This window comes from Jiangella alkaliphila, assembly GCF_900105925.1.
In the GTDB taxonomy this organism is placed as follows: Bacteria; Actinomycetota; Actinomycetes; order Jiangellales; family Jiangellaceae; genus Jiangella; species Jiangella alkaliphila.
In genome coordinates this window covers 7,066,754-7,091,564 of record NZ_LT629791.1, presented here as the reverse complement: position 1 = coordinate 7,091,564, position 24,811 = coordinate 7,066,754, and the positions used below count along the sequence as shown (strand labels likewise).

The window sequence follows — 24,811 nt, the reverse complement described above, 5'->3', positions numbered from 1 at the left end:
CATCTGTCCTAGTGATGTCCTGGTGATGACGATGAGAGGTGTCTCACCGCTGGCTCACCGAGGGGCCCAGGCGGGTCCGGAACTCTCATCTGCAGAGAGCCGGCAGCACCAGCCGGCCGCTGCGAAGGGACAACACCCATGAAGCGCATCGCACTCGTGATCGTGGCAGCACTGTGTGCCGCGCTGCTCGGCGCGGTTCCCGCCCAGGCCGAGGAACGCACCTGCCGTGGCACCATCGGCGCCGTCACCGTCGACAACCTCCGCGTGCCCAGCAACGCGACCTGCACGCTGAAGGGCACCCGGGTCAAGGGCACGATCAAGGTCGAGCGCAACGCGACGCTCTACGCGACCAGCGTCCGCGTGGTCGGCAACGTCCAGGCCGAGAACCACAAGCACGTGTCGCTGAAGTCGTCGACGGTCGGCGGTAGCGTCCAGCTCAAGCAGGGCAAGACCGCCACCATCACGTCGAACCGGGTCACCGGCGACGTCCAGTCGTTCACCAACCGCGGCAAGCAGACGATCTCGTCCAACCGCATCAACGGCAACCTGCAGTGCAAGTCGAACGTCCCGGCGCCGACCGGCAGCGGCAACATCGTCCAGGGCAACAAGGAGGACCAGTGCCGCCGCCTCTGACCCCGTAGCGGCCCGGCACTGTCAGGCGGCGCCGCGGGCCTCCGCGACCAGCGCGCGGACCCGCGGCGCCGTCTCGTCCACGTACCGCTGAACGACCCGCGGGTCGCCGGTGAGCAGGATGAACGTGCTCACGCCGTCGTCCAGAGCCAGCTCGGCGAGCCGTTCCGCGGGCAGCTCCCCGCCGAGGTTGAGCAGCCGGCGGATCGCCGCCGGGTCCCGCCCGGCCTCCTCCGCCGCCTCGTCGATGACGGCGTTCCCGGCGGCCAGCGCCCCCGGCTCCAGCGCCGGCAGCGATGGCAGCCAGCCATCGGCCAACCGCCCGGTGAGCCGCAGCATCCGCGGGCCGTACGCGCCCAGCCAGATGCCCATCGCGTGCGCCGGCCGCGGCCCGCGCGCCGTCCCGGCGACCCGGTAGTGCCGGCCGCCCGCGTGGACCCCGCCGGGCTCGTCGACCGCCCACGTCGCGCGGACGATCGCGATCGCCTCCTCCAGCGCGTCGACCGCCTCGCCGGGCGTGCGCCGCGGCCCACCCATCGCCTCGATCGCGTCCCAGTGCCCGCCCGCGCCCAGCCCCAGCTCGAACCGGCCGCCGCTGAGCACGTCCAACCCAGCCGCCGCCCGGGCCAGCACCGCCGGCGGGCGCAGCGGCACCGGGTGCACGTTGCCGGCCAGCCGCACCCGCGTCGTGTGCGCGGCGACGAAGCTCAGCAGCGTCCAGGTGTCGAGGAACCCCGGGTGGTACGGGTGGTCCTGGAACGTGACGAGGTCCGCACCGGCCCGATCGGCCAGCCGGGCCAGGCCGACGACGGCCTCCGGACGGCCCGCCTCCGGCAGCACGTTGACGCCGAAGCGCAGGTCGTGTCCGTAGTCGGTCATGCGACGTCGCGGGCGGACAGCTCGAACGAGTCGCCGTCGATGCCCCAGGCGAGGACACGGCAGGCACGGATCCGCAGCCACGCGGCGTCGAACGGCATGACGCCGGTGATCCGGGCGCCGAGCTCCTCGCCGCCGTCAGAGAACGTCTCCGCCGTCCCGCGGATCTCGATGCCGCGCGGCTGCCACGGGTCGAGGCTGGCGAGGTCGTCGACGACGTAGGCGACCTCCGGGTGGGCTTGGGCGTCGCGGAACTTCCGGCTGCCGCCGAAGCCGGAGCCGGCGTGCCCGGCGACGACGACGGCGTCGGCCTGCGGGTCGTAGAAGACGCCGACCGGCGCGACGTGCGGCCGCCCGCCCGGTCCGACGGTGGCCAGCCGGCCGAGCGGCTGGCTCTCCAGATAGGCGATCTCGGCCTCGGTGAAGATGTTCGACATGGTCACGATGCTGCGTCCGGCAGCCGGCGGAAGGGGAGGCCGCGGTGAGGCTGGCACCGTCAGGGCCACCCTCGCCCGAAAGGTTTCCGTGGCCGGTACGGACGTCGGCGGTAGCCTGGGCACCGTGAGCGACAACGAGCTCGGCGCGTTCCTGCGCTCGCGGCGCGATGACATCACCCCGGCCCAGGTGGGAATGCCCGCCGGCCCGCGGCGGCGCGCGCCCGGGCTGCGCCGGGCCGAGCTGGCGATCCTCGCCGGCCTCAGCGTCGACTACCTCACCCGGCTCGAGCAGGGCCGCGACCGTCACCCGTCCGCTCAGGTGCTGGGCGCGCTGGCCGAGGCGCTGCAGCTGTCGGCGGCCGAGCGGGTGCTGCTGCGCAACCTCGCCAAGACCACCAGCGGCGACTTCTACTGCCCGTCGATCGAGTCGCCGCCGGCGTCGGAGGTCCGGCCGACGGTGCGGGCGCTGCTGAACCGGCTGGAGCCGGCCCCGGCGGTGCTGGTCAATCGCATCGGCGACGTGCTGGCGTGGACGACGGGGTACGAGCTGCTGGCCGAGCCGCTGGGCGTACTGGGCGGCGAGGCGCCGAACCTGGTCCGCTACCACTTCACCGACCCGCGGGCACGGGCGACGTACCCCGACTGGCACATCGTGGCCGACGCGCTGGTGGCCAACCTCAAGCTCGACTCCGGCCCGGATGATCAGCATCTCGCGGCACTGGCTGACGAGCTGACCGTGCTGGCCGGCCCGCCGTTCGCCTCCCGCTGGACGGCGCCGGCGGCCACCGCCGTCCGCACCGGCATCGACCGCGTCGTCCATCCCGACGCCGGCGAGCTGCGGCTGGCCTACGAGACGCTCGACCTCTCCGACGGCGAGCACCAGCGGATCCTCGTCTACCTCCCCGCCGACGAGCCGACGTCCGGTGCGCTGGACCGGCTGACCGGCCTTCGCCCCGGCTCCCTCCACGCCGTCGCCGGCTGACCGCCGCGCCCAGCTGGGCCCGCGTCAGCGGCGCTCGTTGCCGCGCTTGTAGTTGCCGGTCACCTTGGCCAGCAGCAGCTGCCGCTCGTGCTCGTCGGCGGCCCGCTCCAGCGCGGCGGCCAGCCGGTCCGCCTCGCGCCCGCCGACGGTGACGACGAGCCGGCCGCCGCGGCTGACGCGGATCGGCCCGGACTTGGTCAGCTGGTAGTCGAACGGGTCCTCGGCGAGCGGGTCGGTCACCTCGGTACCGTACCGGCCTGAGTGTGTCACATTTATGTGATACATTTGCGCCATGACGGCTTCTCATGAGCATGTGGTAGGTCTCCGCGAGTTGCGCCACAGCACGGGGGATGTCCTGGCGCGGGTGCGTCGTGGCGAGACCATCGACATCACCGAGAGGGGTCGGCTCGTCGCCCGGATCGTCCCGGTGGAGGACCGGTCTCCGGGGCCGGTCCTGACGGAACTGATCGAGTCCGGCCGCGTCCAGCCGGCCGAGCGGCCGGGGTACCGGCCACGTATGCGGTCCGGCGACGGCACCAATCGGCTGGGTGATGCGCTTGCCGCTCTGCGCGACGAAGAGCGCTGGTGAGCGTCTACTACATCGATACGTCGGCGGCGTTGAAGCTGCTGGCGGAGGAAGAACACTCCAGCGCCTTCGCGGAGTTCTACGACACCAACGCGTCGGCGTCGTGGGTGAGTTCGGCCTTGCTGCGCATCGAGGTCGTCCGCGCGGTCGTCCGCGTCCTGCCGTCGGCGCTCCCGGATGCGCGTGACCTGCTGACGGCGTTCGACTTCATCGCGATCGACGACGACATCGTCGAGCGTGCGATGGACGAGCCGGACCGCATGCTCCGCTCGCTCGACGCCATCCACCTGGCGACCGCTCGTGTTCTCGACGAAGACCTCGACGCCGTGGTGACCTACGACGACCGGCTTGCGGCAGCCGCGGCCGACGCGGGAATGACGGTGCTCCGGCCCGGCGCGTGAGCGTCTCACACGGTGAGGCCGATGGGATTCCAGTCGAACGTGGGCGGCAGCACGCCCTCGAGCGTGAGCAGCCAGCGCTTCACCTCGAGGCCGTTGCCGCCGGACCCGCCGCTGTAGCCGCCGAGCCCGTCGCTGGCCAGCACCCGGTGGCACGGGACGACGATGGGGATGGGGTTGGCGCCCATGATGCCGCCGATGGCGCGGGCCGGGACCCCGGTGCCGCTGCGGTCGGCCAGCCCGCCGTAGGTGACGGACGACCCGTAGCCGACGGTCTGGTGCAGCGTGCGCAGCACCACGGCCGACGCCGAGCCGGGGACGTGGCGCCAGTCGATCGGGACGTCGAAGTCGCGTCGCTGCCCGGCGAAGTACTCGGCCAGCTGGGTGAGCACCGGCGCGAGCCGCTCGTCGTCGTCGACCACCGGGAGCCGGCCGGAGCCGCGGCGACGTCCCCAGCCGACCGCGGCGAGCCCGTCGCGGGTGACGGCCACGCTGAGCTGCCCGACCGGGGTGTCGAGCCCGCCGACCGCCACGTCATCGCTCACCCGTCCATTCTGCCCGCCCCCACCGACAAGGTCCGGCTTGTGGAGGACCACCAAGCCTGCGGCGCGGCGCTGGTGCGAAATGCCGACTATGTGCCGGGGCGGCTCGTCCGTCAGAGTGGAGGCACACCGCCGCGGGTCTCCGCGGCGGACGCATGTCCAGATGGGAGAACTCGATGACAGGAAGGTCGCGACTGCCGGCCGCCGATCTCGCCCGGATCGCCGCGTTCGCCGCCCTGACCGCCGTCCTCGGGCTGCCCGGGTCGTTCCACCTCTTCGGCAACGCCGTGCCGGTGACCCTGCAGTCGATGGTGCCGCTGCTGGCCGGCGCGATCCTCGGCGCGAAACGGGGCGCGCTGTCGCAGCTGCTGCTGCTCGCGCTGGTCGCCGCCGGGCTGCCGCTGCTGGCCGGCGGACGGGGCGGGCTCGGCGTGTTCACCGGGCCGTCGGTCGGCTACCTCGCCGGGTTCGTGGTGTCGGCGTTCGTGGTCGGCCTGATCGTGGAGCGGTCCGGGCGCCGGCCGGGCATGCACTGGGTGCTGGTCGCGACGCTGCTCGGGGCCGCGACGACGCTGGCCATCGGCATCCCGGTCCAGTCGGCGGTCACGGGGGTGCCGCTGACTGAGACCTTCCAGCTGTCGCTGGCCTTCGTCCCGGGTGACGCGGCCAAGGCGGTGTTCGCGGCCCTGGTCGCGTCGGGTGCGCAGCGGGCCTACCCGGACGCCGCGCCGGCGGCCCGCCGCGAGCGGGTCGCGGGCCGCGCCGGGGGCGACGACGCGGGCACCGGGGGCGACGACGCCGGCGCCGGCCGGGCCTGAGACGCTGCGTCGATGCCGGTCTTCCGCGAGGTCTTGGCACACGCAGCGGCCCAGCCGCACCGGGTCGCCGTCCGGTACGGCGACACGGTGCGCACCTACGCCCAGCTGGCGCGCGCCGCCGAACGGTCCCGCCCGGACGTCAAGCCGGGCGCGCTGGTCCCGCTGGCCGGCGGCGACCCGATCACCCAGCTGACCGGGCTGCTGGCCGCCGACGGCGCCGGCGCGGTCCCGCTCGCCTGCGACCCGTCGTGGCGGACGGAGCACCGGCGGGCGCTGCTCGACGCGCTGCCGGCGACGGTCGACGACGCGGTGGCGCACGACCTGGCCTGGGCCGGGTTCACGTCCGGCAGCACCGGGCGGCCGCGCGTGGTGGTGCGGTCGCGGTCGTCGTGGACCGGGTCGTTCGCGGCGACCGGCCGGCTGACCGGGATCACCTCTGACGACACCGTGCTGGTGCCGGGGGCGCTGTCGTGGTCGCTGACGGCGTTCGCGGCGGCGCACGCGCTGGCGGCCGGGGCGACGGTGCTGCTGACCGGCGACTGGACGGAACCGGGGCTGCGGGCCGCCCTGCCGTCGGCCGATGTCGTCCACCTGGTGCCGCACCGGCTGGCCGCGGTGCTCGACGCGCGGCCGCGGCGGCTGCGGACGGCGGTGGCCGGCGGCGCCGCGCTGGGTACGGCGCTGCGCGACCGCGCCGCGGACGCGGGCATCGGCGTCGTCGCGTACTACGGCGCCACCGAGCTGTCCTTCGTCGCCGTGGACCCGGACGGTGCCGGGCTGCGGCCGTTCGAGGACGTCGAGGTCGAACTGCGGGCGGGCGAGGTGTGGGTGCGCTCGCCCTGGCTGGCGCACGGCTACCTGGGTGACGGCGGGCCGCTGCGCCGCGACGACGACGGCTGGGCGACGGTCGGCGACCTGGCCGACGACGCGCCCGGCCCGCTGGTGCTGCGGGGACGCGGCGACGGCGCGATCCTCACCGGCGGCGCGACCGTCGTGCCGGAGGACGTCGAGGCGGTGCTGGCCGCCGTGCCCGGTGTCGAGGGCGTCGTCGTGCTCGGGCTGCCGCACGCCGGGCTGGGCCAGGTGGTCGCCGCCGTCGTCCAGGGCGACGGCGTGCGCCGGGCCGCGCTGGAGACGGCCGCCCGCGCACGGCTGACCGCGGCGCAGCGGCCGCGCCGCTGGCTCGTCGTCGACGAGCTGCCCCGGACGTCGGCGGGCAAGCCGGCCCGCGCGCTGGTCGCCGGCCTGCCCGCCCGGCCGCTGACGTGAGCGCGCCGGTCGTCGTCGCGGCCCGCCGGACGCCCATCGGGACCGCTGGGAAGGCGCTGCGCGACGTGACGGTCGAGCGGCTGGCCGCGCCGGTGCTGACGGCGGTCGTCGACGACGTCTGGCCGCTCACCGCGATGCGCGGCGTCGACGACGTCGTGCTCGGCAACTGCCTGGGCCCGGGCGGCAACGTCGCCCGGGTCGCCGCGCTGGCCGCCGGGTTCGACGTCGCCGTGCCGGGCGTCACCGTCGACCGGCAGTGCGGTAGCGGGCTGGCCGCGATCCTGCAGGCGGGCCAGGCGATCCGGTCCGGCGACGCGCGGCTGGTGCTGGCCGGCGGCGCCGAGAGCGCGTCGACGGCGCCGCAGCGGTCGCACCGCGTGCCGCCCGCCGGCGGCAGCGCCGGGCCGTACGGCCGCGCGCCGTTCACCCCGCCCGAGTACGGCGACCCGGACATGGGCGTCGCCGCCGACGACCTCGCCGGCCGCCGCGGCGTCACCCGCGGCCGCCAGGACGCCTACGCCGCCGCCAGCCACGCGAAGGCACTGCTGGCCCGCGACGCCGGCCGGTTCGACGCCGAGCTGGTGCCGGTCGGCGGGCTGGAGCGTGACGACCGGCCGCGGCGGCTCGCGCCCGCGGTGCTGGCCCGGATGCCCGCCGCGTTCGTGCCCCGCGGGACGGTGACCGCGGGCAACTCGTGCGCGAACAGCGACGGCGCCGCCGTCGTCGCGCTCGTCGGCGAGGACCTGCGGGCCGGCCGCCCGGGGCTGCGGCTGGTCGCCGGCGCCGTCGTCGGCTGCGACCCGCGGCTGCCCGGCTGGGGTCCGGTGCCGGCCGTGCAGCGGGTGCTGACGTCCGCGCGGGTCTCGCTCGGCGACGTCGCCGCGGTCGAGATCGTCGAGGCGTTCGCCGGCCAGGTACTGGCGGTCACCGACGCGCTCGGGCTGGACCCGCTGCGTGGCGACGCCGAGATCGTCTGCGCCGACGGGGGAGCGCTGGCGCTGGGCCACCCGTGGGGCGCGTCCGGCGCGGTCTGCGTCGTGCGGCTGTTCACGCGGCTGGTCCGCGGCGGCGCGCCGGCCGGGACGCTCGGGCTGGCGACCGCGGCGATCGGCGGCGGCATGGGCGTGGCCGCGCTGTTCGAGGTGGTCCGGTGACCTTGCTGACAGGCGCCTACGTCGCCGGGACGTCGCCCGTGCACCGGGCGCCGGCCGGGCTGAAGCTGGTCCTGCTGGCGGTCGGCTGCACGGCGCTGGTGTTCGCGCGGTCGCTGCCGCTGGTGGGCGCGGCGGCGGTCGGTGTGGTGGCGCTGTACGCGCTGGCGCAGGTCGGGTGGCGCGCGGCGTGGGGGCAGCTGCGGCCGTTGCGCTGGCTGGTCGTGGTGCTGCTCGTGGTGCAGGTGCTGATCGCGGACGTCCCGACGGCGGTCGCGCTGACTGCGCGCCTGGTGCTCGCCGTCGCGCTGGCCGCGCTGGTGACGTTGACGACGCGGACGACGGAGCTGATGGCGGCGCTGGAACGGGCGTTGTCGCCGCTGCGTCGCTTCGGCGTCGACCCGGCCCGCGTCTCGCTGCTGATGTCGCTGGCGCTGCGCAGCGTCCCCGTCGTCGCCGGGATCGCCGGGCGGATCCGGGAGGCCCGCTGGGCCCGCGGCCGCGAGCGCAGCGTCCGCGCGTTCGCCGTACCTCTCGTCGTCGGCGTGCTGCGGCACGCCGACGCGATGGGTGAGGCGCTGCAGGCCCGCGGCCTCGACGACTGACGGGCTACGACGTGTGGCTCTTCTACTGCTTCCGTGAGTTCGCCGGGCCGCCGCGCCAGCCGAGGTACCGGCGGTCTGCCCGGCCACCCGCACCGTTTTGCAATGAGCACCTCCACGCACCACCCGTCCGCGGCAGCGAGGTCGGGCGTTGGCTCGGCTGACCACCGCCTTGGCACGGCTGATCGCCGTCGCGGCACCCGGAATGCCCCGTTCCGGGCGGTGACCAGCCGTACCAAGCTGTGCCCGGCCACGGGTGGTGCGCCAAGGTGCTCATTGCAAAGCGGCCGCACACCACCTGGAACCGGCCGACACCCGGTTCGACGAACATCATGGGCTACGACGAGACCTGGGCGATCCCGGGCACGCCGGTCTCGACGTGGACGCTGGCGCGGGTGCTGACTGGCGCGCCGGGCTGCCGCACGAACGGGACCACGCGGTAGTCGGTGCGCCAGGCGTCCGGGGTCAGCGTGCAGGTGGCGTAGCCGCGCTGGACGTTGTGGAACTTCATGTGCGGGTTCTCCGCAAGCCAGACACCGCCGAGCGGGTCCTGGTCGACGCCGTCGCCGCCGGCGCTGATCGACGTGGCGAGGAACTCGGTGCCGACGGTGGCCGACCCGGGGTCGTCGAAGTTCGCCTTGAGGTCGGCGGCGACGCTGCGGTGCGCGTCGCCGGTGATCACGACGAAGTCGTCGACGCTACGCTCGCGGACGCCGTCGAGCAGCCGGGTCCGGGCCGCCGCGTAGCCGTCCCAAGTGTCCATACCGAACGCCTGCACCGGGCCGGCCTCGTGGTCGGCCTGCATCATGAAGATCTGGTTCGCCATGACCTTCCACGTCGCCGGCGAGTCCGCCAGCCCGTCCAGCAGCCACGCCTCCTGCGCGTCGCCGAGCATGGTGCGGGCCGGGTCCAGGCGGTCGGCGCAGTCGATCTGCCGGCCGTCGCCGCAGGCCTGGTCGTCGCGGTACTGGCGGGTGTCGACGACGTTGACGTCGGCCAGCGTGCCGAAGCGCAGCCGCCGGTAGAGCTGCATGTCGGGGCCGACCGGCATCGACGCCCGGCGCAGCGGCATGTTCTCGTAGTACGCCTTCAGCGCGGCGATCCGCCGGGCCCGGAACACCTCGCCGCCCACGCCGCCGCCGTCGACGTCGTCGGCCCAGTTGTTGTCGATCTCGTGGTCGTCGAGCACCACGACCCACGGCGCGGCGGCATGCGCGGCCTGCAGGTCCGGGTCGCTCTTGTACTGGCTGTAGCGGATGCGGTAGTCGGTCAGCGAGAAGCACTCGACGGCGGGCAGGTGGGCGCGGCCGATGGTGCCGACGTTGGCGCCCTCGTAGATGTAGTCGCCCAGGTGCACGACGAGGTCGAGGTCCTCCTCGGCGAGGTGGCGGTAGGCGGTGAAGTAGCCGTCGGCGTAGTTCTGGCAGCTGGCGTAGGCGAAGCGCACCTGGTCAGGCGTCGCGTCGGCGGCCGGTGCCGTGCGGGTGCGGCCGACGGGGCTCAGCTCACGGCCGGCGCGGAACCGGTACCAGTAGTCGCGGCCCGGCTCCAGTCCGCCGACCTCCGCGTGCACCGAGTGCGCCAGCTCCGGCGTCGCCCGGACGGTGCCGGTCCGCTCGACCTGGCGGAACTGCGGATCGCGGGCGAGCTGCCACTGCACCGGCACCGCCCGCGGGCCCATCCCGCCGCTGCCGTCGGCCGCCAGCGGCTCCGGCGCCAGCCGCGTCCACAGCACGACGCCGTCCGGCAGCGGGTCGCCCGACGCGACGCCGAGCGTGAACGGGTTGTCGCGGAACAGCGGGTCGGCGCGGACCGGCGCGGCCGAGAACCCGGCCAGCGCGGCGGTGAACGTCAGCGCGCCGCCGCCGGTCAGGGCGAGGAACCGGCGGCGGTCGAGGGTGGACGGCGATGCGGGCACGGGCGACCTCCGGACGTGTGGGATGTCCGATCACATCACTCGTGGTCGCACTTCCGGTCGAGCCCGGAATGAACGCTCGGCGTCGCCTTGGTGAAGGCGCCGGTCGCTCACACCAGGGCCGTATAGGTCTTCCACGTGGTGGCGGTGCCGATCTGCACGCGTTGGGCGAAGGTGCCGTTGCTGCGGCCGGGGAGGAGGAAGAGCGCTCCGCTGCTGCCGCGGCCGATCATGTCGTTGTGCCCGTCGCCGTTGAAGTCGCCGACGCCGACGAGTGCGCTGTAGGTGCTCCAGGTGTTCACCGTGCCGATCTGTACGCGAGTACCCAACGTGCCGTTGCTCCGGCCGGGATGGTAGAAGAGCTTGCCAGTGCTCTCGCGGCCGATCATGTCGTTGTGCCCGTCGCCGTTGAAGTCGCCGACGCCGATAAGTGCGGTGTAGATGCCCCAGTTCGTGGCGGTGCCGATCTGCACGCGTTGGGCGAAGGTGCCGTTGCTGCGGCCGGGGAGGAGGAAGAGCGCTCCGCTGCTGCCGCGGCCGATCATGTCGTTGTGCCCGTCGCCGTTGAAGTCGCCGACGCCGACGAGTGCGCTGTAGGTGCTCCAGGTGTTCACCGTGCCGATCTGTACGCGAGTACCCAACGTGCCGTTGCTCCGGCCGGGAAGGTAGAAGAGCTTGCCCGAGTTCTCTCGGGCGATCAGGTCGCCGTGCTGGTCGCCATCGAAGTCCCCGATCGGGACGAAGGCCGTGTAGATGCCCCAGTTCGTGGCGGTGCCGATCTGGACGCGGGTTCCGAAGGTGCCGTTGCCGCGGCCGGGGAGGAGGAAGAGTGCTCCGCTGCTGCCGCGGCCGATCATGTCGCTGCGGCCGTCGCCGTCGAAGTCGTGTTCGGCGGCCGGCGGCGGGTTCAGCTGGGCCTGCGTCGCCGCGCGGATGGTGCCCAGCTGGGCGTAGAGGAGCTCGCCGGGGCATTCCGTGGCGACGCCGTCGCGATGCCCGGAGATCGTCGGCAGGGTCTGCTGGTTCGGGTAGGCGAACGTGCCGAGCGGGTCGACGTCGCCGAGACCGAACTTCCAGGCGAACAGCTGCGCGTAGGCGTCGATGACGGGCTGGCCGGGCTGGGTCGCGGTGAACTCGCCGAGCGCGGCGACCCCCACGGAGTAGCTGTTGTACCCCTCGACGTGCGCGCCGACGACGGCGCGGTCGATGCCGCCCCAGCGGCCCTCCCAGATGCGGCCGAACCGGTCGACGAAGAAGTTGTAGCCGATGTCGCGCCAGCCGCGGCCGGTGACGTGGTACTCGTAGATGCCGCGCAGGATGGCCGGAACGTCGGCCTCGGTGTAGGTGTTGGTGCCGGCGGTGTGGTGGACGAAGCCGCCCTCGACGTCGCCGTAGAGCGGATCGGTCTGCTCGCGCAGCGACTCGTCGGCGCCCCAGGCGGCCCGGCTGTGGATCGGGGGCAGGGGTGCGGCGGACGCCGTCGCCCCGGCTTCGGCCTGCGCCTCGGCCGGTGCCGGCGCCGCGTCCGCGGCGGCCGTGCCGGGGTCGATCAGCGTGAGCTCGAGGCCGGCGGGGACCTCGCCGTCCGGCGCCTCGACGCGCAGTTCGATCGCCTCGGAGCCGGGCACGACGACCGGGTCGGTGCCGCGGCGGGCGCCGTCCGCCTCCGGGGTGCCCGGGTCGGGCGCGTGGCCGTCGTCGTGCAGCTCGTACCAGTCCGTCCACGTGCCGTCGGCGCGGGCCCGGACGTGGAGGTGGATGTCGGACGGGCCCTCGGTGGCCGGCCAGGTGACGGCGGCGACGTCGAACGGGTCGGTCTCGATCGCGCCGGTACCGGGGACGGAGCCGTCCGACCGTGCCGTCGGGCCCGCCTCGGCGAGGAGGTCGTCGAGCGCGATCGTCTGGACGGCGGTCTCGGCGGTCTCGGCGGCCTCGGCGGCCTCGGCGGGTGCCGGGTCGCTGCCGCTGGCGGGCAGCGCGGTGAGGCCGGCGACGGCCAGCGTCACGACGGCGAAGGCGGCGGGGACGGCGCGCGGCCGCCGGGACACTACATTCCGGGGATGCATCGACACGAGGGTGAAATGTACCGGTTCGCGGCCCCCTGCCGGTAGTCCGTTCAGGCGGGGTGCCCGCTGCCGGAAGGAACGGCCGGTGACCGCGGGGTGAAGTCGTACTCGACGCCGGTGAGGCGTTCTGACTCGGCCCACAGCCCGCGCTGGGAGGCGGCATCGTGCGACGCGGGGCTGGACGTCACCTGTACCGGACTCCCGGTCCACTCGCCCCAGCCGTCCGGGCCGTAGTAGTCGCCACCGCGGACGGCCGGATCGAGGGCGGCCCGCAGCGGCGGCAGCGCGCCGTGTGCGGCGTCCTGGATCAGCCACGGGAGCAGCCGGTAGAACGGCCGGCTGGTGGCGATCCGGATCTGCGGTGGCGAGTGCCGCATCAGGTCGGTCCGGCTGCCGCCGGGATGGGCGGCGACGGCGATGGTGGCGGCCCCCGCGGCGCCCGCGGCTTCGAGGCGGCGTTGCAGCTCGTACGTGAACAGCAGGTTGGCCAGCTTGGACTGCGTGTACGCCGCCGTCGGCCGGTACCGCCGGCGCTCGAAGTGGAGGTCGTCGAGCTCGAGCCGGCCGGACTTGTGCCCGTTGCTGCTGAGGGTGACGACGCGCGACCCGGGCGTGCCGAGCAGCCGGTCAAGGAGCAGGCCGGTGAGCGCGAAGTGGCCGAGGTGGTTGACGCCGAGGTGCCGCTCGAACCCGTCGGCGGTCCGCTGCCGCGGCAGCCACATGACGCCGGCGTTGTTCACCAGCAGGTCCAGCCGCGGGTACCGCTCCCGGATCCGGGCCGCGGCGGCCCGGACCGACGCGAGGTCGCCGAGGTCGAGGGCGACGACGTCAGGGGCGACGACGTCCGGGGTGCGCGGGCCGGTGAGCCGCGACGCCGCGGCCTCCGCCTTCGCGACGTCGCGGCAGGCCAGCACGACGGTGGCGCCGTGCGCGGCGAGGACGGCGGCGACCTCGCGGCCGATGCCGGTGTTGGCTCCGGTGACGACCGCGGTGCGGCCCGCGAGATCGCCGACGCTGTCAGTGGTCCAGGGCGTGCTCATGCGTCCTCCATGGTTAGCTGCGGGTAGAATCGGGACGCGCGTTCCGCCTAGACGATACGGGACGCCCGTCCCGGTTGTCTACCAGGAGGAGTCACATGCCGGACGACGGCGCTCCCCGCCCGCAGCGGGCCGACGCCCGGCGCAACCGTGCCCGGGTCCTCGACGCCGCCATCGAGGCCTTCGCCGCCGAGGGGCTGTCGGTGCCGGTGCACGAGATCGCCCGCCGTGCCGGCGTCGGCACCGGCACCGTCAGCCGGCACTTCCCCACCAAGGAGTCGCTCTTCCAGGCGATCGTGCTGGCCCGGCTGGAACACCTGGTCGAGCGGGCCCGGGAGCTGGCCGCGGCCGAGCCGCCCGGTGACGCGCTGTTCGCGTTCATCCGGTTCATGGTCGCCGAGGGGGCGACGAACCGCGGGCTGGCCGACGCGCTGGCCGGCGCCGGCTTCGACGTCGAGCAGGCGGCCGCCGGCACCGGGCTCGACCTCACCGACGCCCTGAGCGACCTGCTGGTCCCGGCGCAGGCGGCCGGCACCGTCCGGGCAGACGTCGGAGCGGCCGACGTCAAGGCCCTGATCGAGGGCTGTCTGGCCCGCGAGCGCGGCGGCGCCGACCCGGCCGCCCGCGACCGCATGCTGGCCGTGACGGTCCGCGGCCTGCGATCCTAGGCGCGCGACGGGCCGTTCCGCGGCCGGCTGAACTCCTCGATCAGGACGGGGTACTGCTCGCGGCCGCGTCCGGCGGCGATCGCGCGATCGGCCATCGCCTTGATCAGCCTCGGCAGTTCGGCGTTGACACCCACCGCCTCGCTCTCCTCGATCAGATGGGTCATCGCCCGCACGTCGGTCTCGAGGGCCGACACCTCGGCCGGGTAGGAGCCGGCGTCGATCTGCTCGGCGTACCCGGGCAGCCAGTCGGCGACGCCGGCGGCGAGCTGACGGGCGAACGGCGCGTACGTGACGGCGTCGACGCCGGCCGTGCGGAGCAGGGCGGTGCCCTGGAGCCAGGCGTTGAGGACGCTCCACATCATGGCGAGGCCGGCGACGTCGTACAGCGACGCCAGCCCGTGGTCCGGGCCGAGGTAGGTGACGGTGCCGAGCGCAGCGAGCGTCGCCTCGTGGGCCTCGAAGTCCGGCCGCGGCCCGCTGTGCAGGATCACCGCGTCGGCGGTCCCGATCGCCGGCGGGACGGCCATGATCGCGCCGTCGAGGTAGCGGGCGCCGCGCTGCTCGGCCCATCGAGCGGCCTCGCGGGCCTGGGCCGAGTCGCCCGAGGTCAGGTTGATCACCGTGGCGCCGGCCAGGTCGACGTCGTCCCCGCCGAGCAGGTCGCGCACGGCCACGTAGTCGGTGAGGCAGACGATCGTCAGGGGACTCGCCGCGATGGCGGCGCCGGGCGACGGCGCCAAGCTCGCCCCGTCGGCGACCAAGTCGTTGGCCTTGGACGTCGTGCGGTTCCACACGGTGGTGGGATGCCCGGCGGTGAGGAACGCGCCGGCGAGGGCCTGGCCCATCAGGCCGAGCCCGAGGACGGTCACAGGTGTGTCGGTCGTGTCGGTCATGGCGGCTATCGTCGAGGTTGATACCGGTGTGAAGGTCAAGCGAGGGTTGCCATGCGGATCGGTGAACTGAGTCGTCGCACGGGCGTCAACGCCCATCAGCTGCGCTACTACGAGGCGCAGGGACTGCTGGCCGCTGACCGCGGCGCGAACGGCTACCGCGAGTTCGACGAGAGCGCCGTGCTGCGGGTGAAACAGATCCGGCACCTGCTCGGCGCCGGGCTCTCCTCCGAGGACATCGCCTACCTGCTGCCCTGCGCGACCGGCGAGGCACCGGAGCTGCTCGGGTGCCCCGAGCTGGTGGCCGCGATGCGCTCACGGCTGCGGCGGCTGGACGACCAGCTGGACCGGCTGGCCCGCTCCCGCGGCGCGCTCGCCGACTACATCGACGCGGCCGAGCGCCAGGGCGGCGAGAGCTACCCGCCGCTCGAGGCCGTCCCTGCCTGATCCGCCCGGCGGGCGAGCCCGCTCAGGCGGGGTCGAACCACCACGGGCTGCTGTAGGCGACGCCGAAGTCGTTGCAGGGGTGGCCGTCGGGGCCGGGCGTGCCGTTCGGCTGGGACGGGTCGGAGACGCGCAGGACGACCCAGTCGCCGTCGTCGCTGTCGAGCGGGACGGTGAAGCGCGTGACCCGGCCGGCCGCGGCCTCGACGACGTCGGCCACCTCGGGAGCGCCCTCGCCCGGACGGAGCACCTGGATGTCGAGGCGGTTGCCGGTCCACTCGGCGCCGCGGTCGAGGTCGACGGCGAAGCGGACGTCGCCGCGGGCGCGGCGGATCGAGCCGCCCATCGGCGCGCCGTCGGCCGTCGCGTCCAGCCGCAGGCCCGACGCCCGGGTGGCGAAGAACCGCCGCTCCGTCATCGCCTGGAAGACGGCGTCGCGGGTGTTCTCGGTGACCCACATGCCGGTGCGGCCCTTGCCCTCCGGGTAGCCCCAGTCGGTGCCGTGCTCGTCGGTGACGCCGGACAGCCCGGGCCGCCAGCCCGCGTTCAGGCAGGTCACCAGCGGTGAGCTGACGCCCTTGGCCCAGCCCTCGAAGAGGTAGTCGTCGTACCGGTTGAACATCTCCAGGCTGACCAGCTGGTCGTGCGCCTTCGGCTCGTACCGGAAGTCGTTGAACCGGCCCGGCTCGCGGCCCGGGTGGTTGAACCCGGCCAGCCCGTCGGCGCCGCCGTCGCCGATGCCGAAGAAGCCGTCCTCGCGAGTGAGCCAGCGGTAGAAGCCGCCCATCAGCGTCGCGTCGAGCACGTCGGTGTAGGCGTCGGTGAACCACACGTTGACGTGCCCGAGCAGCGGGTTCGTCCACTCGAAGCCGCGGATCGCGGTGAACAGGCCGGGCTCGTCGGCGGCGTCGGCGAGATCGCGGGTGCGCCGCCAGCCGGGGCGGCTCAGCCCGGTGATCTGGTTGACGCCGTCGGGCAGCAGCGGGTCGAGGATGCTCAGCACACCGTCGGACAGCGTCGCGTGGTCGGTCAGAGCAGCGACGTCGAGGCCGGCCGAGCGCATGGACTCGTAGGCCAGCGCGGGGTCGCCGGCGCCGTCGGAGAGCATCGTGTGGTTGTGCAGGTCGGCGTGGACGAGCGTGCGGCCACGGGTGAGGCGCGACGCGCGGACGGCGCCGGGCGCGCCGGACGCCGTGCGGGTGACCGCCGCGGACGAGCCTGACGCCGTCGCGGCCAGGATCAGGCCACCGGCGCCGGCGGCGAGGACGTCGCGCCGGCTGAGCCCGTCGGCGTGCTCGCCGTGCTCGTGCGGGTGCTCCTCCGTGTCGCTCATGTACCCGATCACACACCTTCCGTCGTCACCAGCAGGGGAAGCCGAGGTGTACGGCGTCGGAACACCGGCCCCTGGTGGCGGTGAAAATCGCTGGACGTCGCCCCGTGCCCGGGTGCTACTTTGCCATCGTCCCATTGCTCTGGATGAGGTGTGTTTTGTGACCCGGACCGCGCCGAGCGCGCCTCCCCGCATCGCCTAGCCGTGCCCTGGTGAGGCCGCTCGGCCTGCTCTTGCTGTCATCTCCAGACCTCAGCAAGGAGCATCCGGGTGTCCAGCGACGACCTCGATCAGCACTTCACCTGCACGTGGTGCGGGGCGACCGCCGCCCTCGCCCCTGACGGCCGCCGCGGCCACTGCCCGTCCTGCCTGCGCGTCCGCCATGCCGGGTGTGGCGGTTGGGCCGTCCCGATCTCCGTGGCGGTGCCGCGCACCGGCGACTGGGCGCTCGTCCACCGCTGCGCGGACTGCGGCGAGCTCTCGTCGAGTCCGGTGCGTTCGGACGACAACCAGCTGCTGCTGGTGCGCCTGGCCGTCCGCCCGCTGGCCGAGCCGCCGTTCCCGCTCGACGCGTTCAGTGCGTTCGGCGCGCTCTGAGGAGGGGGCATGCCTCGACGCTCGCGAGCGGCCGGCGACCGGCGGCGCCGTCCGCAGCGGCAGAAGGACGTGCTGCACGGTCACCGCGGCCAGGACTTCCGGTGCGTGGGATGCCGGCTCGACGTGTCCCTCGTCGCGCCCGGCACAGCGCACCGCAACCACTGCCCGAACTGCCTGGTCAGCCTGCACCTCGACCGGCGCGTCCCCGGCGACCGCGGCTCCGGCTGCCGGGGGCGCATGGAGCCGCTGAGCCTGACGACGCGGCCCGACGGCGAGTGGCTGCTCATCCACCGGTGCCTGACCTGCGACGAGCTCAGCGCGAACCGCGTCGCCGGCGACGACAACGCGCTCGCGCTGATGCGGCTGGCACTGCGGCCGATGGTGGTGGTGACCAGTGCCTTCGGCTCGCGTGCTGGTGGGAGCCGTTAGCCTCCTCTCGTGCTGGTGTTGGCGGTCGCGGCGTTCTCCGTCGCCTGGTGGCTGGGGCTGTACCTGGCCGGCCGTGATCCCGCCGACCCCGCGATGCGCCGCGCCGGGCTGGGGCTGGTGTCGTACGCGCTGGCCCTGGCGTTCGCGCCGTTCGACGGGTCGGTCGTCGACGCGCTCGGGTACGTGTTCGCGGGGATGCCGGCGCTGATCTGGACCGGCGTGCTGCTGGCGCTGCTGCCGGACGGCGCCGCGTGGCGGGCGCCGGCCGAGCGGGTGTGGCGGTGGGTGGTGCTGCCGCTCGGGGTGGCGGAGCTGGTGGCGGCCGCGGTGGCCGGGGGCGGCTGGGAGCCGCTGACCGCCGTGTTGGTGCTGCTGCCGCTCGCTGCCGCGGTGTGGCTGGTGCTGCGGGCGCTCGCGGGGCCGCTGCGGCAGCAACGCCGCCAGGGCGTCGTCGTGCTGGCGACGCTGCTGTTCGGGCTCGGCGTGGTGGCTGTGCTGGTGCCGATGGAGCGGCTGCCGGACGGTGTCGTGCTCGCGGCCGTCGGGATCGACCTCGTCGTGCTCGGCGTCGTCGTCGCGGTGACGAACGCGCTGGAGGCGGGCGAGGCGCTGGGCGCGGACCTGCGCCGCTCCGCCGTCGGGGCGCTGCTGGCGGCGGTGGTGTTCGGCGGGCAGGTCGGGCTGGTGGCGCTGGCGTCGGGGTCCTCCGACGCGCTGCGGGCGCTCGCTTTCGGCGTCGTCGGGGCCGCGGTCTCCGTCGTCACCCTGGCCAGCGCGGTCCAAGCGGGCGTGGACCGGCTGGCGTTCGCCGGGACGCCGTCGCTGCGGTCGCTGCGCGAGTCGCGGGCCGAACTGCGCGACGCGTCGGACGCGCTGCCCCGCCGCGACGACCGTGCGCGGCTGGCCGATCTCGACGACGACGCGTTCGCCCGGCTGGTGCGCGACGCGCTGCGCAACTACGGCGACCTCGGCAAACTGGTGGCCAGCCCGCTGCTCGCGCTGCCCGCCGTCGACGCCCGGCTGGCTCACGGCGGGCGGGCCGGCCACGACGGCCACGCGCTGGATCGCGCGACGGAGCTGAAGGCGCTGCTGCTGGAGAGCATCGAGCGGCTGCGCCCCCGCGACGCCGACTTCGGGACCAGTGACGAGTGGCGGTACTTCAACGCGCTCTACTTCCCGTACGTCGCCGGCATCCGCCCGTACCGCCGCCAGCCCGACCTGTCCGGCCTCGACGACACCTCGCGCCGGGCGTTCGACTGGCTGCGCCGCTACGTCCCCGAGCGGACGCTCTACAACTGGCAGAACGCCGCCGCCCGGGTCGTCGCGCACGATCTGCGCACCCGGACCGGCTGACCCACCGCCGCCGAACTGGCAGTACTTGGCAGTGCCAGGTCTGTGGTTGGCAGTGCCGTCCGGGCGACGGTCGTGGTGTCCGAACGACATCACGAAGGAGCTGGTCACCATGGCCACTGGCACCGTCCGTCACACGCCCGCCGTCGCCCGGATCCGGGAGACGCCGCTGCTGCGCTGGACCCTGGAGCTCGACGGCGTCGCCAACGTCCTGATCGGGCTCGCGTACGTGCTCGCGGCCGGCTGGATCGGCGACCAGCTGGGGCTGCCGACGGCGCTGCTCTACCCGACCGGCGCGTTCATGATCGCGGCCGGCGCCGTGCTGGTCGCCGTGTCGACGCGGCGGGAGGCGCCGGCGCTCTGGGTAGGCGCCATCGTGGTCCTCAACCTCGTCTGGGCGATCGACAGCGTGATCGTCGCCGCGGCCGGCTGGTTCGACCCGACCACCGCCGGGACGGTGTGGATCCTGCTGCAGGCCGGTGTCGTCGCCGTCCTCGGCGCCCTCGAGTGGGCCGGGCTCAACCAGGCCCGCCGCTGACTCCGTCCCCGCAAGACCCCACGGCTTCCGGCCCCGGCGCGTGTGAGCCCGCGCCGGGGCCGGTCCACGTCTGCCGTGAAAGTGGAACGAGCGAAGGCATTGCGCGCCTCTGGTTATACTTTTCGCAAGGAAAGTGTAACTAGCACTCTGGGGAGCACATGTCGTTCCACTTTCTAGGGCCCGAACCCGTGGAAGCGCAGCTTCAGCGGGTGCTCGACGGGCTGGCGGCCGGACATTCTCCTCGAGACATCGAACTGCTCAACGTCGACGTCAAGGAAGAACCAGGCCGCCGCGATCCGACCGGCGCGGTTCTCCCGGGGACAGCGGAGAACGAGGCCGCCGCGAAGTACCTCACTGGCGAGCTGGCCTGCATCGCGAACACTCCCGGCGCTGGCGCCATCATCCTGGGCGTCGCCGACGACGGGCAGCGCATCGGCACGGAGCTGAGCGAGGAATGGCTGCGACACCGCATCTACCAACTCAGTGAGCAGCGCCTGACCGTGAACGTTCGAGCCGGTGACCTGGGCGGAACTCGTGTCCTCGTCCTGCAGCCGCCGGAGGCGGTGGAACCGATCCGCTGGAGGGGCCGCATTCACTGGCGGGTCGCCGACAACTGTGTCGAAGTGGACGCGGCTACCTGGATGGCCGGCCGGTTGCACCGGAGTGGGTTCGACTGGTCGGCTCAGCCATCGGGGTATCGGCTCGACGACGTCCAGGCCAGCGCCATGGAGATCGCTCGCCGGTTTCTCGACCAGGCCGGAAGCGACCCAGCGGCGGCCGACCTCGCCGCGGCGACGGACAACGACCTGCTGCGTCGGCTCAACGTCGTCGATGGCGATGGCCGGCTGACCAACGCCGGCGCGCTGCTCTTCGTGACGACACGGGTGCCCGCCATCGACTACCTGCGCCGCGATCACCCGGGCGGTGACAGCACGATCCGCGTGCGTCGGGAGGGCCCGTTGCTGGTCCAATTGGCCGAGGTGGAGACGGCGGCCGCTGCGTCGAACGCCATCGTGCAGGTAGCTGAAGGGCTCGTCAGGGGACAGATGCGCAAGCTGCCGCAGTCCGCAGTACGCGAAGCGATCGTGAACGGCGTCGTCCATCGCGACTGGACCGCAGACGCACCGGTGGTGGTCGAGCACGTCGGCGATACGCTCACCGTCACATCACCAGGCGGGTTCATTGCCGGCATCACACCGGAGAACATCATCACTCACCCGTCCGCGCCCCGCTACCAGTCGCTGGCCGAGGCGGCCGCGTCGCTCCGACTGGCTGAGCGCGAGGGGATCGGTGTCGACCGCATGGTCGCATCCATGCTTGCCTTGGGCCATGAGCGACCGGAGATTTCCGAGTTGCCAGGACCATATGTCCGGGCCGTGCTCCTGGGTGGATCCCCTGATGAGTTCTGGATCGAATTCTTGGCCGATATCTCGCCAAAAACGCTGGCACGCGACGTTGACCTCCTCCTGATGCTGGATCACCTGTGTCGCCATGGCTGGATCGACTCGCTGCGAGCAGCACCGGTGATCCAGCGCGGAGAAGCGGAAGCGCGAGCCGCCCTCGGCCGTCTATCCGAGGCGATCTTCGTGGACCCCCTCGTGACCGAAGTGGCCGGCGTCCCGGCTGGCGAACCCATGGCCTGGCGATTGTCGGACGTCCTTCTCGAATGGCTGGAGCATCGGCTGGGCTACCGGCAGGGCGAGGCGCGCCAGCGCATGATTCTGGAGTGGGCGCGAGCACGCGGGCGCGTCTCTTCGACTGAGGTCGCCGACCTGGCCGGGGTGGCGCAGAACTACGCGGGAAAGCTGCTGACCGAGCTCGAACGGCAGGGCCGGTTGGAACCGGGACGGCCCAACCGCAGCGGCCGCGGCTTCTTCTATCGGCCCGTCGGTGGCTGACCGCGTGTTAAGCCGTCCCTCAGGGAACGCCGCTACGCTCGAACGGTGGTGACCCAGGACCTGCCCGCGGCCGGGACGGAGACGACGTCGCGGCGGCGGCTGAGCGCGGAGATCTGGATCGTGCTCGGGCTGTCGCTGGGGCAGTCGGCCGTCTACGCCGTCGTCAGCCTCATCGCCCGGCTGACCCGGCCGGAGCGGCTGAGCGACCAGACCGCCACGCTGAACGCGTCGCAGAGCACCCGCGAGTACCTCGACCTCACCTACCAGGTGCTGTCCATCGGGTTCGCGCTGGTGCCGGTCGCGCTGGCACTGTATCTGCTGTCCGGGCCGGGACGGTCGGCGATCAAACGGATCGGGTTCGACCTCGCCCAGCCGCGCCGCGACCTGCTGTTCGGCGCGGGGCTGTCGGCGGTCATCGGGCTGCCGGGGCTGGGCATCTACTTCCTCGGGCACGCGCTGGACCTGAACGTGTCGATCCAGGCGAGCACGCTGAACGCCTACTGGTGGACGGTGCCGGTGCTGGTGCTGTCGGCGCTGCAGAACGCCGTGGTCGAGGAGGTCATCGTCGTCGGGTTCCTGATGACGCGGCTGCGGCAGCTGGGCTGGGAGCTGCCGGCGATCATCGCGACTAGCGCGGTGTTGCGCGGCTCGTACCACCTGTATCAGGGCTACGGCATGGCCATCGGCAACATGCTGATGGGCGTCGTGTTCGCGTACTTCTACCATCGCACCGGCCGGGTGATGCCGCTGGTCGTCGCGCACTCGATCCTCGACATCGTCTCGTTCGTCGGCTACGACCTGTTCGCCGACGAGCTCGGGCTGCCGTGACGACGGGGTACTCGGGCGCGCCGCTGGTGCGCAAGCTCGGCATCAAGGCGGGGCACCGCGTCCTTCTCGACGGCGCGCCGGACGGGTTCGCGCTGGCCGACCTCCCCGACGGCGTCGACCTCGACCACCGCGCGGGGGCCGGCCCGTACGACGTCGTCGTCGCGTTCACGCCTGACCGCGCCACGCTGGAGCGGGAGCTGCCCGCCCACGAGGCCCGCATCGAGCGAGACGGCGCCGTCTGGGTCGCTTGGCCGAAACGGGCCAGCCAGGTGCCGACGGACATGACGGAGAACGTCGTCCGCGACGTCGCGCTGCCACGCGGCCTGGTCGATGTGAAGGTGTGCGCGATCGACGCGGTGTGGTCGGGCCTGAAGCTGGTGATCCGCAAGGAGAACCGCTGACGCCGTCACCGCGTCCAACCTGCATGAAGGCGCCACGGGCAGGGTGGGCGGTCGCCGCGGGCATGGTTCTGCTGGCGGTGGGGTGTGGTGAGACGGCGGCTGGTCCCGGTACGGGCGGCTCGTCTGGCGGCGGCGACGAGCCGGCCGGCGAGTGGCGGCCGGTCGCGGATTCGCCGCTGACGCCCCGCGAGGCGCCGCTGGCGGTCGCCGTCGGCGAGCGGATCCTGGTCATCGGCGGCAGCGACGGACCGCCGTGCCCGCCGAACGCCGACTGTGTCGCACCGCCGGCGCCGTTGCGCGACGGCGCCGCCTACGATCCGGCGACCGACGAGTGGACGCCTATCGCGACGGCGCCGGCACCGGTCGGCGGGGGTGTCGACACGTCGGTAGTGGTGGGCGACACCGTCTACGTGCTGACCACGATCTTCAACCAGGAGGGCACGACCACCAGGACGTTCCAGTCCTACGACGCGGCCGCGGACGGCTGGGCCGAGCTCACGCCGCCGCCCGGCTCCGAGTGGGTGTCCCTGACGGCGGTCAGCGATCGCGTCGTCGCCTACCGCGGCTCGCACGAGGACTACACTGGCGGGTCGTTGGAGCCGCTCGACCCGCTGCCGGCCGACCTCGTCCACGACCCGGCCACCGACACCTGGTCCGAGCTGCCGGTCGACCCGCTCGGCCCGTCGTACGACCGCCGGCTCGTCGGCTTCGGCGACGGCGCGGTGCTGCTGGCCAGCGACCTGGTCCCGAATCCAGGCCTCGACCCGCCGGTCGTCCACGCGGCGACGCTGGACCTCGCGACGGGCAGGTGGACGGAGCTGCCCGACGGCGACCTCGTCAGCGGGTACGGTTTCCGCCGCGTCGGCACCATGCTGGTCAGTGCCCTGGAGGAGTCGTCCGACGGCGGCGAGACGAACAACTGGGGCCGCGACATCCCGTACGGCGGCCTCCTCGATCCAGCCACCGGCACCTGGTCGACGCTGCCCGAGCGTGCCCATCGCGACCCGCTCGACGGGTTCATGATCCCCCTGGGCGATCTCAGCGGCGAGCGGACGATCGTCTCCGGCGCCTGGGTGCTCGACGTCCCGACGCTGACCTGGGGCCGGGTGCCCGAGCTTCCGGTCGACGAGCACCTGCAGGGCCAGTCGGCCGCGTTCGCCGACACCGCCGAGGGCGGCGTGGTGCTGCTGTGGGGCGGCTCCGCCTGGCCGCGCGACACGATGGCCGGCGGCGAGCCGGCCGCCGGCGGCGAGCCGGTCGCCGACGGCGAGCTGATCGCCGACGGCTGGATCTGGAACGTAGCGTCGTGACTCAGGCCCGCACCGGCTCGATCCGCCGGCGGCGGACCAGCAGCAGCACCGCCAGCACGACGTAGGCGGCGATGGCGGCGAGGCTGCCGGGGTAGGCCTCCTGGTCGACCAGGATCGCCGTCCCCGACAGCAGCGCGAAGTCGAACAGGCCGTGCAGGACGGAGTTGAGGACGTTGCCGCCGGACACCCGCCGGATCAAGTAGAAGAAGTAGCCGGCGAACGCGACGACCAGCGCCTGCCCGATGGCGCTCAGACCGCGGCCGATGACGTTGGACAGGTGCACGGCGCCGAAGATCAGGCTGGACCACAGCGCCACCTGCCCTTCGCGCAGGCCACGCCGCCGCAGCGTCGTCACGCCGAGACCGCGGAACATGCCCTCCTCGCCCCAGCCGACCATTTGCGTGGCCACCAGCAGGGCGAGGACGAAGCCGACGCTCTTGTCGGCCAGGTCGGCGTAGTCGACGGCCAGCGCGACGGCGGCCAGCAGCACGATCGGCACCGCCCACAACCAGCGCCGGACCGGCCGGTCGTCGGTCAGGACCGGCCGCCACCAGCGCAGCACGCCGACGACCGCGTAGGTGAAGACCAGCGCGGCACCCAGCGGGATCCACATGGTGACCATGACGTTCGACGCCGTGGTGAAGGCCTCGTCGGAGTCGATGCCGGCGAGCTCGGCGGCGAGCAGGCCGCCGCCCTGGATGATCGCCAGGTACACGATCACGATGATCAGGAAGCCCCAGACGGGCAGGCTGCGGCCCGATTCCGCTGTCATGATCGAACTCTAATGTCTTGTCCGCGTAACAACTCGGTCCTACGCTG

Annotated in this window: 28 protein-coding genes; 18 read left to right on the top strand and 10 right to left on the bottom strand. The window is 73.5% G+C overall.

The features are described 5' to 3' along the window. The first annotated feature begins 138 nt into the window (after positions 1–138). Entirely contained in the window at positions 139–633 is a 495-nt protein-coding gene (locus BLV05_RS32660) for a hypothetical protein (protein WP_046771113.1), read from the top strand. A 21-nt stretch (positions 634–654) separates the two neighbouring features. Here BLV05_RS32660 and BLV05_RS32655 read toward each other — a convergent pair whose 3' ends face one another. Together BLV05_RS32655 and BLV05_RS32650 are read right to left on the bottom strand one after the other, a co-directional pair. Continuing rightward, complete coding sequence (locus tag BLV05_RS32655; protein WP_046771112.1) at positions 655–1,509, bottom strand: LLM class flavin-dependent oxidoreductase; 855 nt, start codon at positions 1,507–1,509, stop codon at positions 655–657. Next, complete coding sequence (locus BLV05_RS32650; protein WP_052762864.1) at positions 1,506–1,943, bottom strand: PPOX class F420-dependent oxidoreductase; 438 nt, start codon at positions 1,941–1,943, stop codon at positions 1,506–1,508. Before BLV05_RS32650 ends, BLV05_RS32655 begins: the two co-directional genes overlap by 4 nt. A 124-nt stretch (positions 1,944–2,067) precedes the next feature. Between BLV05_RS32650 and BLV05_RS32645 the strand changes: the two genes are divergently transcribed. Next, positions 2,068–2,925: a helix-turn-helix transcriptional regulator gene (locus BLV05_RS32645; protein ID WP_046771155.1), complete on the top strand. Its 858-nt coding sequence runs from the start codon at positions 2,068–2,070 to the stop codon at positions 2,923–2,925. A gap of 24 nt (positions 2,926–2,949) precedes the next feature. Here BLV05_RS32645 and BLV05_RS32640 read toward each other — a convergent pair whose 3' ends face one another. Next, positions 2,950–3,165, bottom strand: coding sequence for a hypothetical protein (locus BLV05_RS32640; RefSeq protein WP_197683443.1), 216 nt, complete (start codon positions 3,163–3,165; stop codon positions 2,950–2,952). Between the two features lie 52 nt (positions 3,166–3,217). Here BLV05_RS32640 and BLV05_RS32635 point away from each other — a divergent pair, with 52 nt between their 5' ends. Both BLV05_RS32635 and BLV05_RS32630 read left to right on the top strand, forming a co-directional pair. After that, entirely contained in the window at positions 3,218–3,514 is a 297-nt protein-coding gene (locus BLV05_RS32635) for a type II toxin-antitoxin system Phd/YefM family antitoxin (protein WP_046771110.1), read from the top strand. Beyond that, entirely contained in the window at positions 3,511–3,912 is a 402-nt protein-coding gene (locus tag BLV05_RS32630) for a type II toxin-antitoxin system VapC family toxin (protein ID WP_046771109.1), read from the top strand. Before BLV05_RS32635 ends, BLV05_RS32630 begins: the two co-directional genes overlap by 4 nt. Before the next feature lie 5 nt (positions 3,913–3,917). On the opposite strand, the gene BLV05_RS32625 is transcribed toward BLV05_RS32630, so the two are convergent. Further along, entirely contained in the window at positions 3,918–4,454 is a 537-nt protein-coding gene (locus tag BLV05_RS32625; RefSeq protein ID WP_082155593.1) for a methylated-DNA--[protein]-cysteine S-methyltransferase, read from the bottom strand. A 173-nt stretch (positions 4,455–4,627) separates the two neighbouring features. On the opposite strand from BLV05_RS32625, the gene BLV05_RS32620 reads away from it, so the two are divergent. From BLV05_RS32620 to BLV05_RS32605, 4 genes are read left to right on the top strand one after another with little or no spacing between them, the layout of a single operon-like run. Then, positions 4,628–5,269 (top strand): biotin transporter BioY, encoded by a 642-nt coding sequence (locus BLV05_RS32620; protein WP_052762862.1) that lies wholly within the window; start codon positions 4,628–4,630, stop codon positions 5,267–5,269. 12 nt (positions 5,270–5,281) lie between these two features. Next, on the top strand, positions 5,282–6,538 hold the full coding sequence (locus BLV05_RS32615) for an AMP-binding protein (RefSeq protein ID WP_052762861.1): 1,257 nt from the start codon (positions 5,282–5,284) through the stop codon (positions 6,536–6,538). Continuing rightward, entirely contained in the window at positions 6,535–7,692 is a 1,158-nt protein-coding gene (locus BLV05_RS32610; protein WP_046771107.1) for a thiolase family protein, read from the top strand. The genes BLV05_RS32615 and BLV05_RS32610 overlap by 4 nt, the downstream gene beginning before the upstream one ends. Beyond that, positions 7,689–8,294: an energy-coupling factor transporter transmembrane component T family protein gene (locus tag BLV05_RS32605; protein ID WP_082155592.1), complete on the top strand. Its 606-nt coding sequence runs from the start codon at positions 7,689–7,691 to the stop codon at positions 8,292–8,294. Before BLV05_RS32610 ends, BLV05_RS32605 begins: the two co-directional genes overlap by 4 nt. Before the next feature lie 334 nt (positions 8,295–8,628). On the opposite strand, the gene BLV05_RS32600 is transcribed toward BLV05_RS32605, so the two are convergent. The 3 genes from BLV05_RS32600 to BLV05_RS32590 form a co-directional block, all read right to left on the bottom strand. Beyond that, positions 8,629–10,209 (bottom strand): alkaline phosphatase D family protein, encoded by a 1,581-nt coding sequence (locus BLV05_RS32600; protein WP_082155591.1) that lies wholly within the window; start codon positions 10,207–10,209, stop codon positions 8,629–8,631. 107 nt (positions 10,210–10,316) lie between these two features. Further along, on the bottom strand, positions 10,317–12,272 hold the full coding sequence (locus BLV05_RS32595; RefSeq protein ID WP_083421459.1) for an FG-GAP-like repeat-containing protein: 1,956 nt from the start codon (positions 12,270–12,272) through the stop codon (positions 10,317–10,319). Between the two features lie 50 nt (positions 12,273–12,322). Continuing rightward, positions 12,323–13,312, bottom strand: a complete 990-nt coding sequence (locus BLV05_RS32590) for an oxidoreductase (protein WP_046771105.1) — start codon at positions 13,310–13,312, stop codon at positions 12,323–12,325. A gap of 95 nt (positions 13,313–13,407) precedes the next feature. On the opposite strand from BLV05_RS32590, the gene BLV05_RS32585 reads away from it, so the two are divergent. Further along, positions 13,408–13,977, top strand: coding sequence for a TetR/AcrR family transcriptional regulator (locus BLV05_RS32585; protein ID WP_046771104.1), 570 nt, complete (start codon positions 13,408–13,410; stop codon positions 13,975–13,977). Here the strand turns inward: BLV05_RS32585 and BLV05_RS32580 are convergent. Next, a complete protein-coding gene (locus BLV05_RS32580) occupies positions 13,974–14,870 on the bottom strand; it encodes an NAD(P)-dependent oxidoreductase (RefSeq protein ID WP_046771103.1) in 897 nt (298 codons plus the stop codon). The two genes, BLV05_RS32585 and BLV05_RS32580, sit on opposite strands and share 4 nt — an antisense overlap. Before the next feature lie 51 nt (positions 14,871–14,921). Here BLV05_RS32580 and BLV05_RS32575 point away from each other — a divergent pair, with 51 nt between their 5' ends. Then, positions 14,922–15,314, top strand: a complete 393-nt coding sequence (locus tag BLV05_RS32575) for a MerR family transcriptional regulator (RefSeq protein WP_046771102.1) — start codon at positions 14,922–14,924, stop codon at positions 15,312–15,314. Positions 15,315–15,336: 22 nt separating this feature from the next. On the opposite strand, the gene BLV05_RS32570 is transcribed toward BLV05_RS32575, so the two are convergent. Continuing rightward, positions 15,337–16,644 carry a CehA/McbA family metallohydrolase gene (locus BLV05_RS32570; RefSeq protein ID WP_046771150.1) on the bottom strand — a complete coding sequence of 436 codons (1,308 nt, stop codon included), beginning with the start codon at positions 16,642–16,644 and terminating at the stop codon, positions 15,337–15,339. Positions 16,645–16,911: 267 nt separating this feature from the next. On the opposite strand from BLV05_RS32570, the gene BLV05_RS32565 reads away from it, so the two are divergent. The 8 genes from BLV05_RS32565 to BLV05_RS32530 all read left to right on the top strand — a co-directional run bounded on the left by BLV05_RS32565 (position 16,912) and on the right by BLV05_RS32530 (position 23,992). After that, positions 16,912–17,238, top strand: coding sequence for an RNHCP domain-containing protein (locus BLV05_RS32565; RefSeq protein ID WP_046771101.1), 327 nt, complete (start codon positions 16,912–16,914; stop codon positions 17,236–17,238). 9 nt (positions 17,239–17,247) lie between these two features. Next, positions 17,248–17,667 (top strand): RNHCP domain-containing protein, encoded by a 420-nt coding sequence (locus tag BLV05_RS32560; RefSeq protein WP_046771100.1) that lies wholly within the window; start codon positions 17,248–17,250, stop codon positions 17,665–17,667. Between the two features lie 9 nt (positions 17,668–17,676). Further along, positions 17,677–19,020: a hypothetical protein gene (locus BLV05_RS32555; protein ID WP_046771099.1), complete on the top strand. Its 1,344-nt coding sequence runs from the start codon at positions 17,677–17,679 to the stop codon at positions 19,018–19,020. Between the two features lie 109 nt (positions 19,021–19,129). After that, positions 19,130–19,555, top strand: coding sequence for a hypothetical protein (locus tag BLV05_RS32550; protein ID WP_046771149.1), 426 nt, complete (start codon positions 19,130–19,132; stop codon positions 19,553–19,555). Positions 19,556–19,743: 188 nt separating this feature from the next. Beyond that, on the top strand, positions 19,744–21,453 hold the full coding sequence (locus BLV05_RS32545; protein WP_172860738.1) for an ATP-binding protein: 1,710 nt from the start codon (positions 19,744–19,746) through the stop codon (positions 21,451–21,453). 45 nt (positions 21,454–21,498) lie between these two features. Further along, positions 21,499–22,281 (top strand): CPBP family intramembrane glutamic endopeptidase, encoded by a 783-nt coding sequence (locus BLV05_RS32540; protein ID WP_197683442.1) that lies wholly within the window; start codon positions 21,499–21,501, stop codon positions 22,279–22,281. Beyond that, the gene (locus tag BLV05_RS32535; RefSeq protein ID WP_046771098.1) at positions 22,278–22,682 is read left to right on the top strand and encodes a DUF3052 family protein; all 405 of its coding nucleotides are present in this window, start codon (positions 22,278–22,280) and stop codon (positions 22,680–22,682) included. The genes BLV05_RS32540 and BLV05_RS32535 overlap by 4 nt, the downstream gene beginning before the upstream one ends. Before the next feature lie 62 nt (positions 22,683–22,744). After that, positions 22,745–23,992, top strand: coding sequence for a Kelch repeat-containing protein (locus BLV05_RS32530; protein WP_160312788.1), 1,248 nt, complete (start codon positions 22,745–22,747; stop codon positions 23,990–23,992). A 1-nt stretch (position 23,993) separates the two neighbouring features. Here the strand turns inward: BLV05_RS32530 and BLV05_RS32525 are convergent, their stop codons facing one another. Further along, a complete protein-coding gene (locus BLV05_RS32525; RefSeq protein ID WP_046771096.1) occupies positions 23,994–24,764 on the bottom strand; it encodes a CPBP family intramembrane glutamic endopeptidase in 771 nt (256 codons plus the stop codon). Positions 24,765–24,811: the final 47 nt, after the last annotated feature.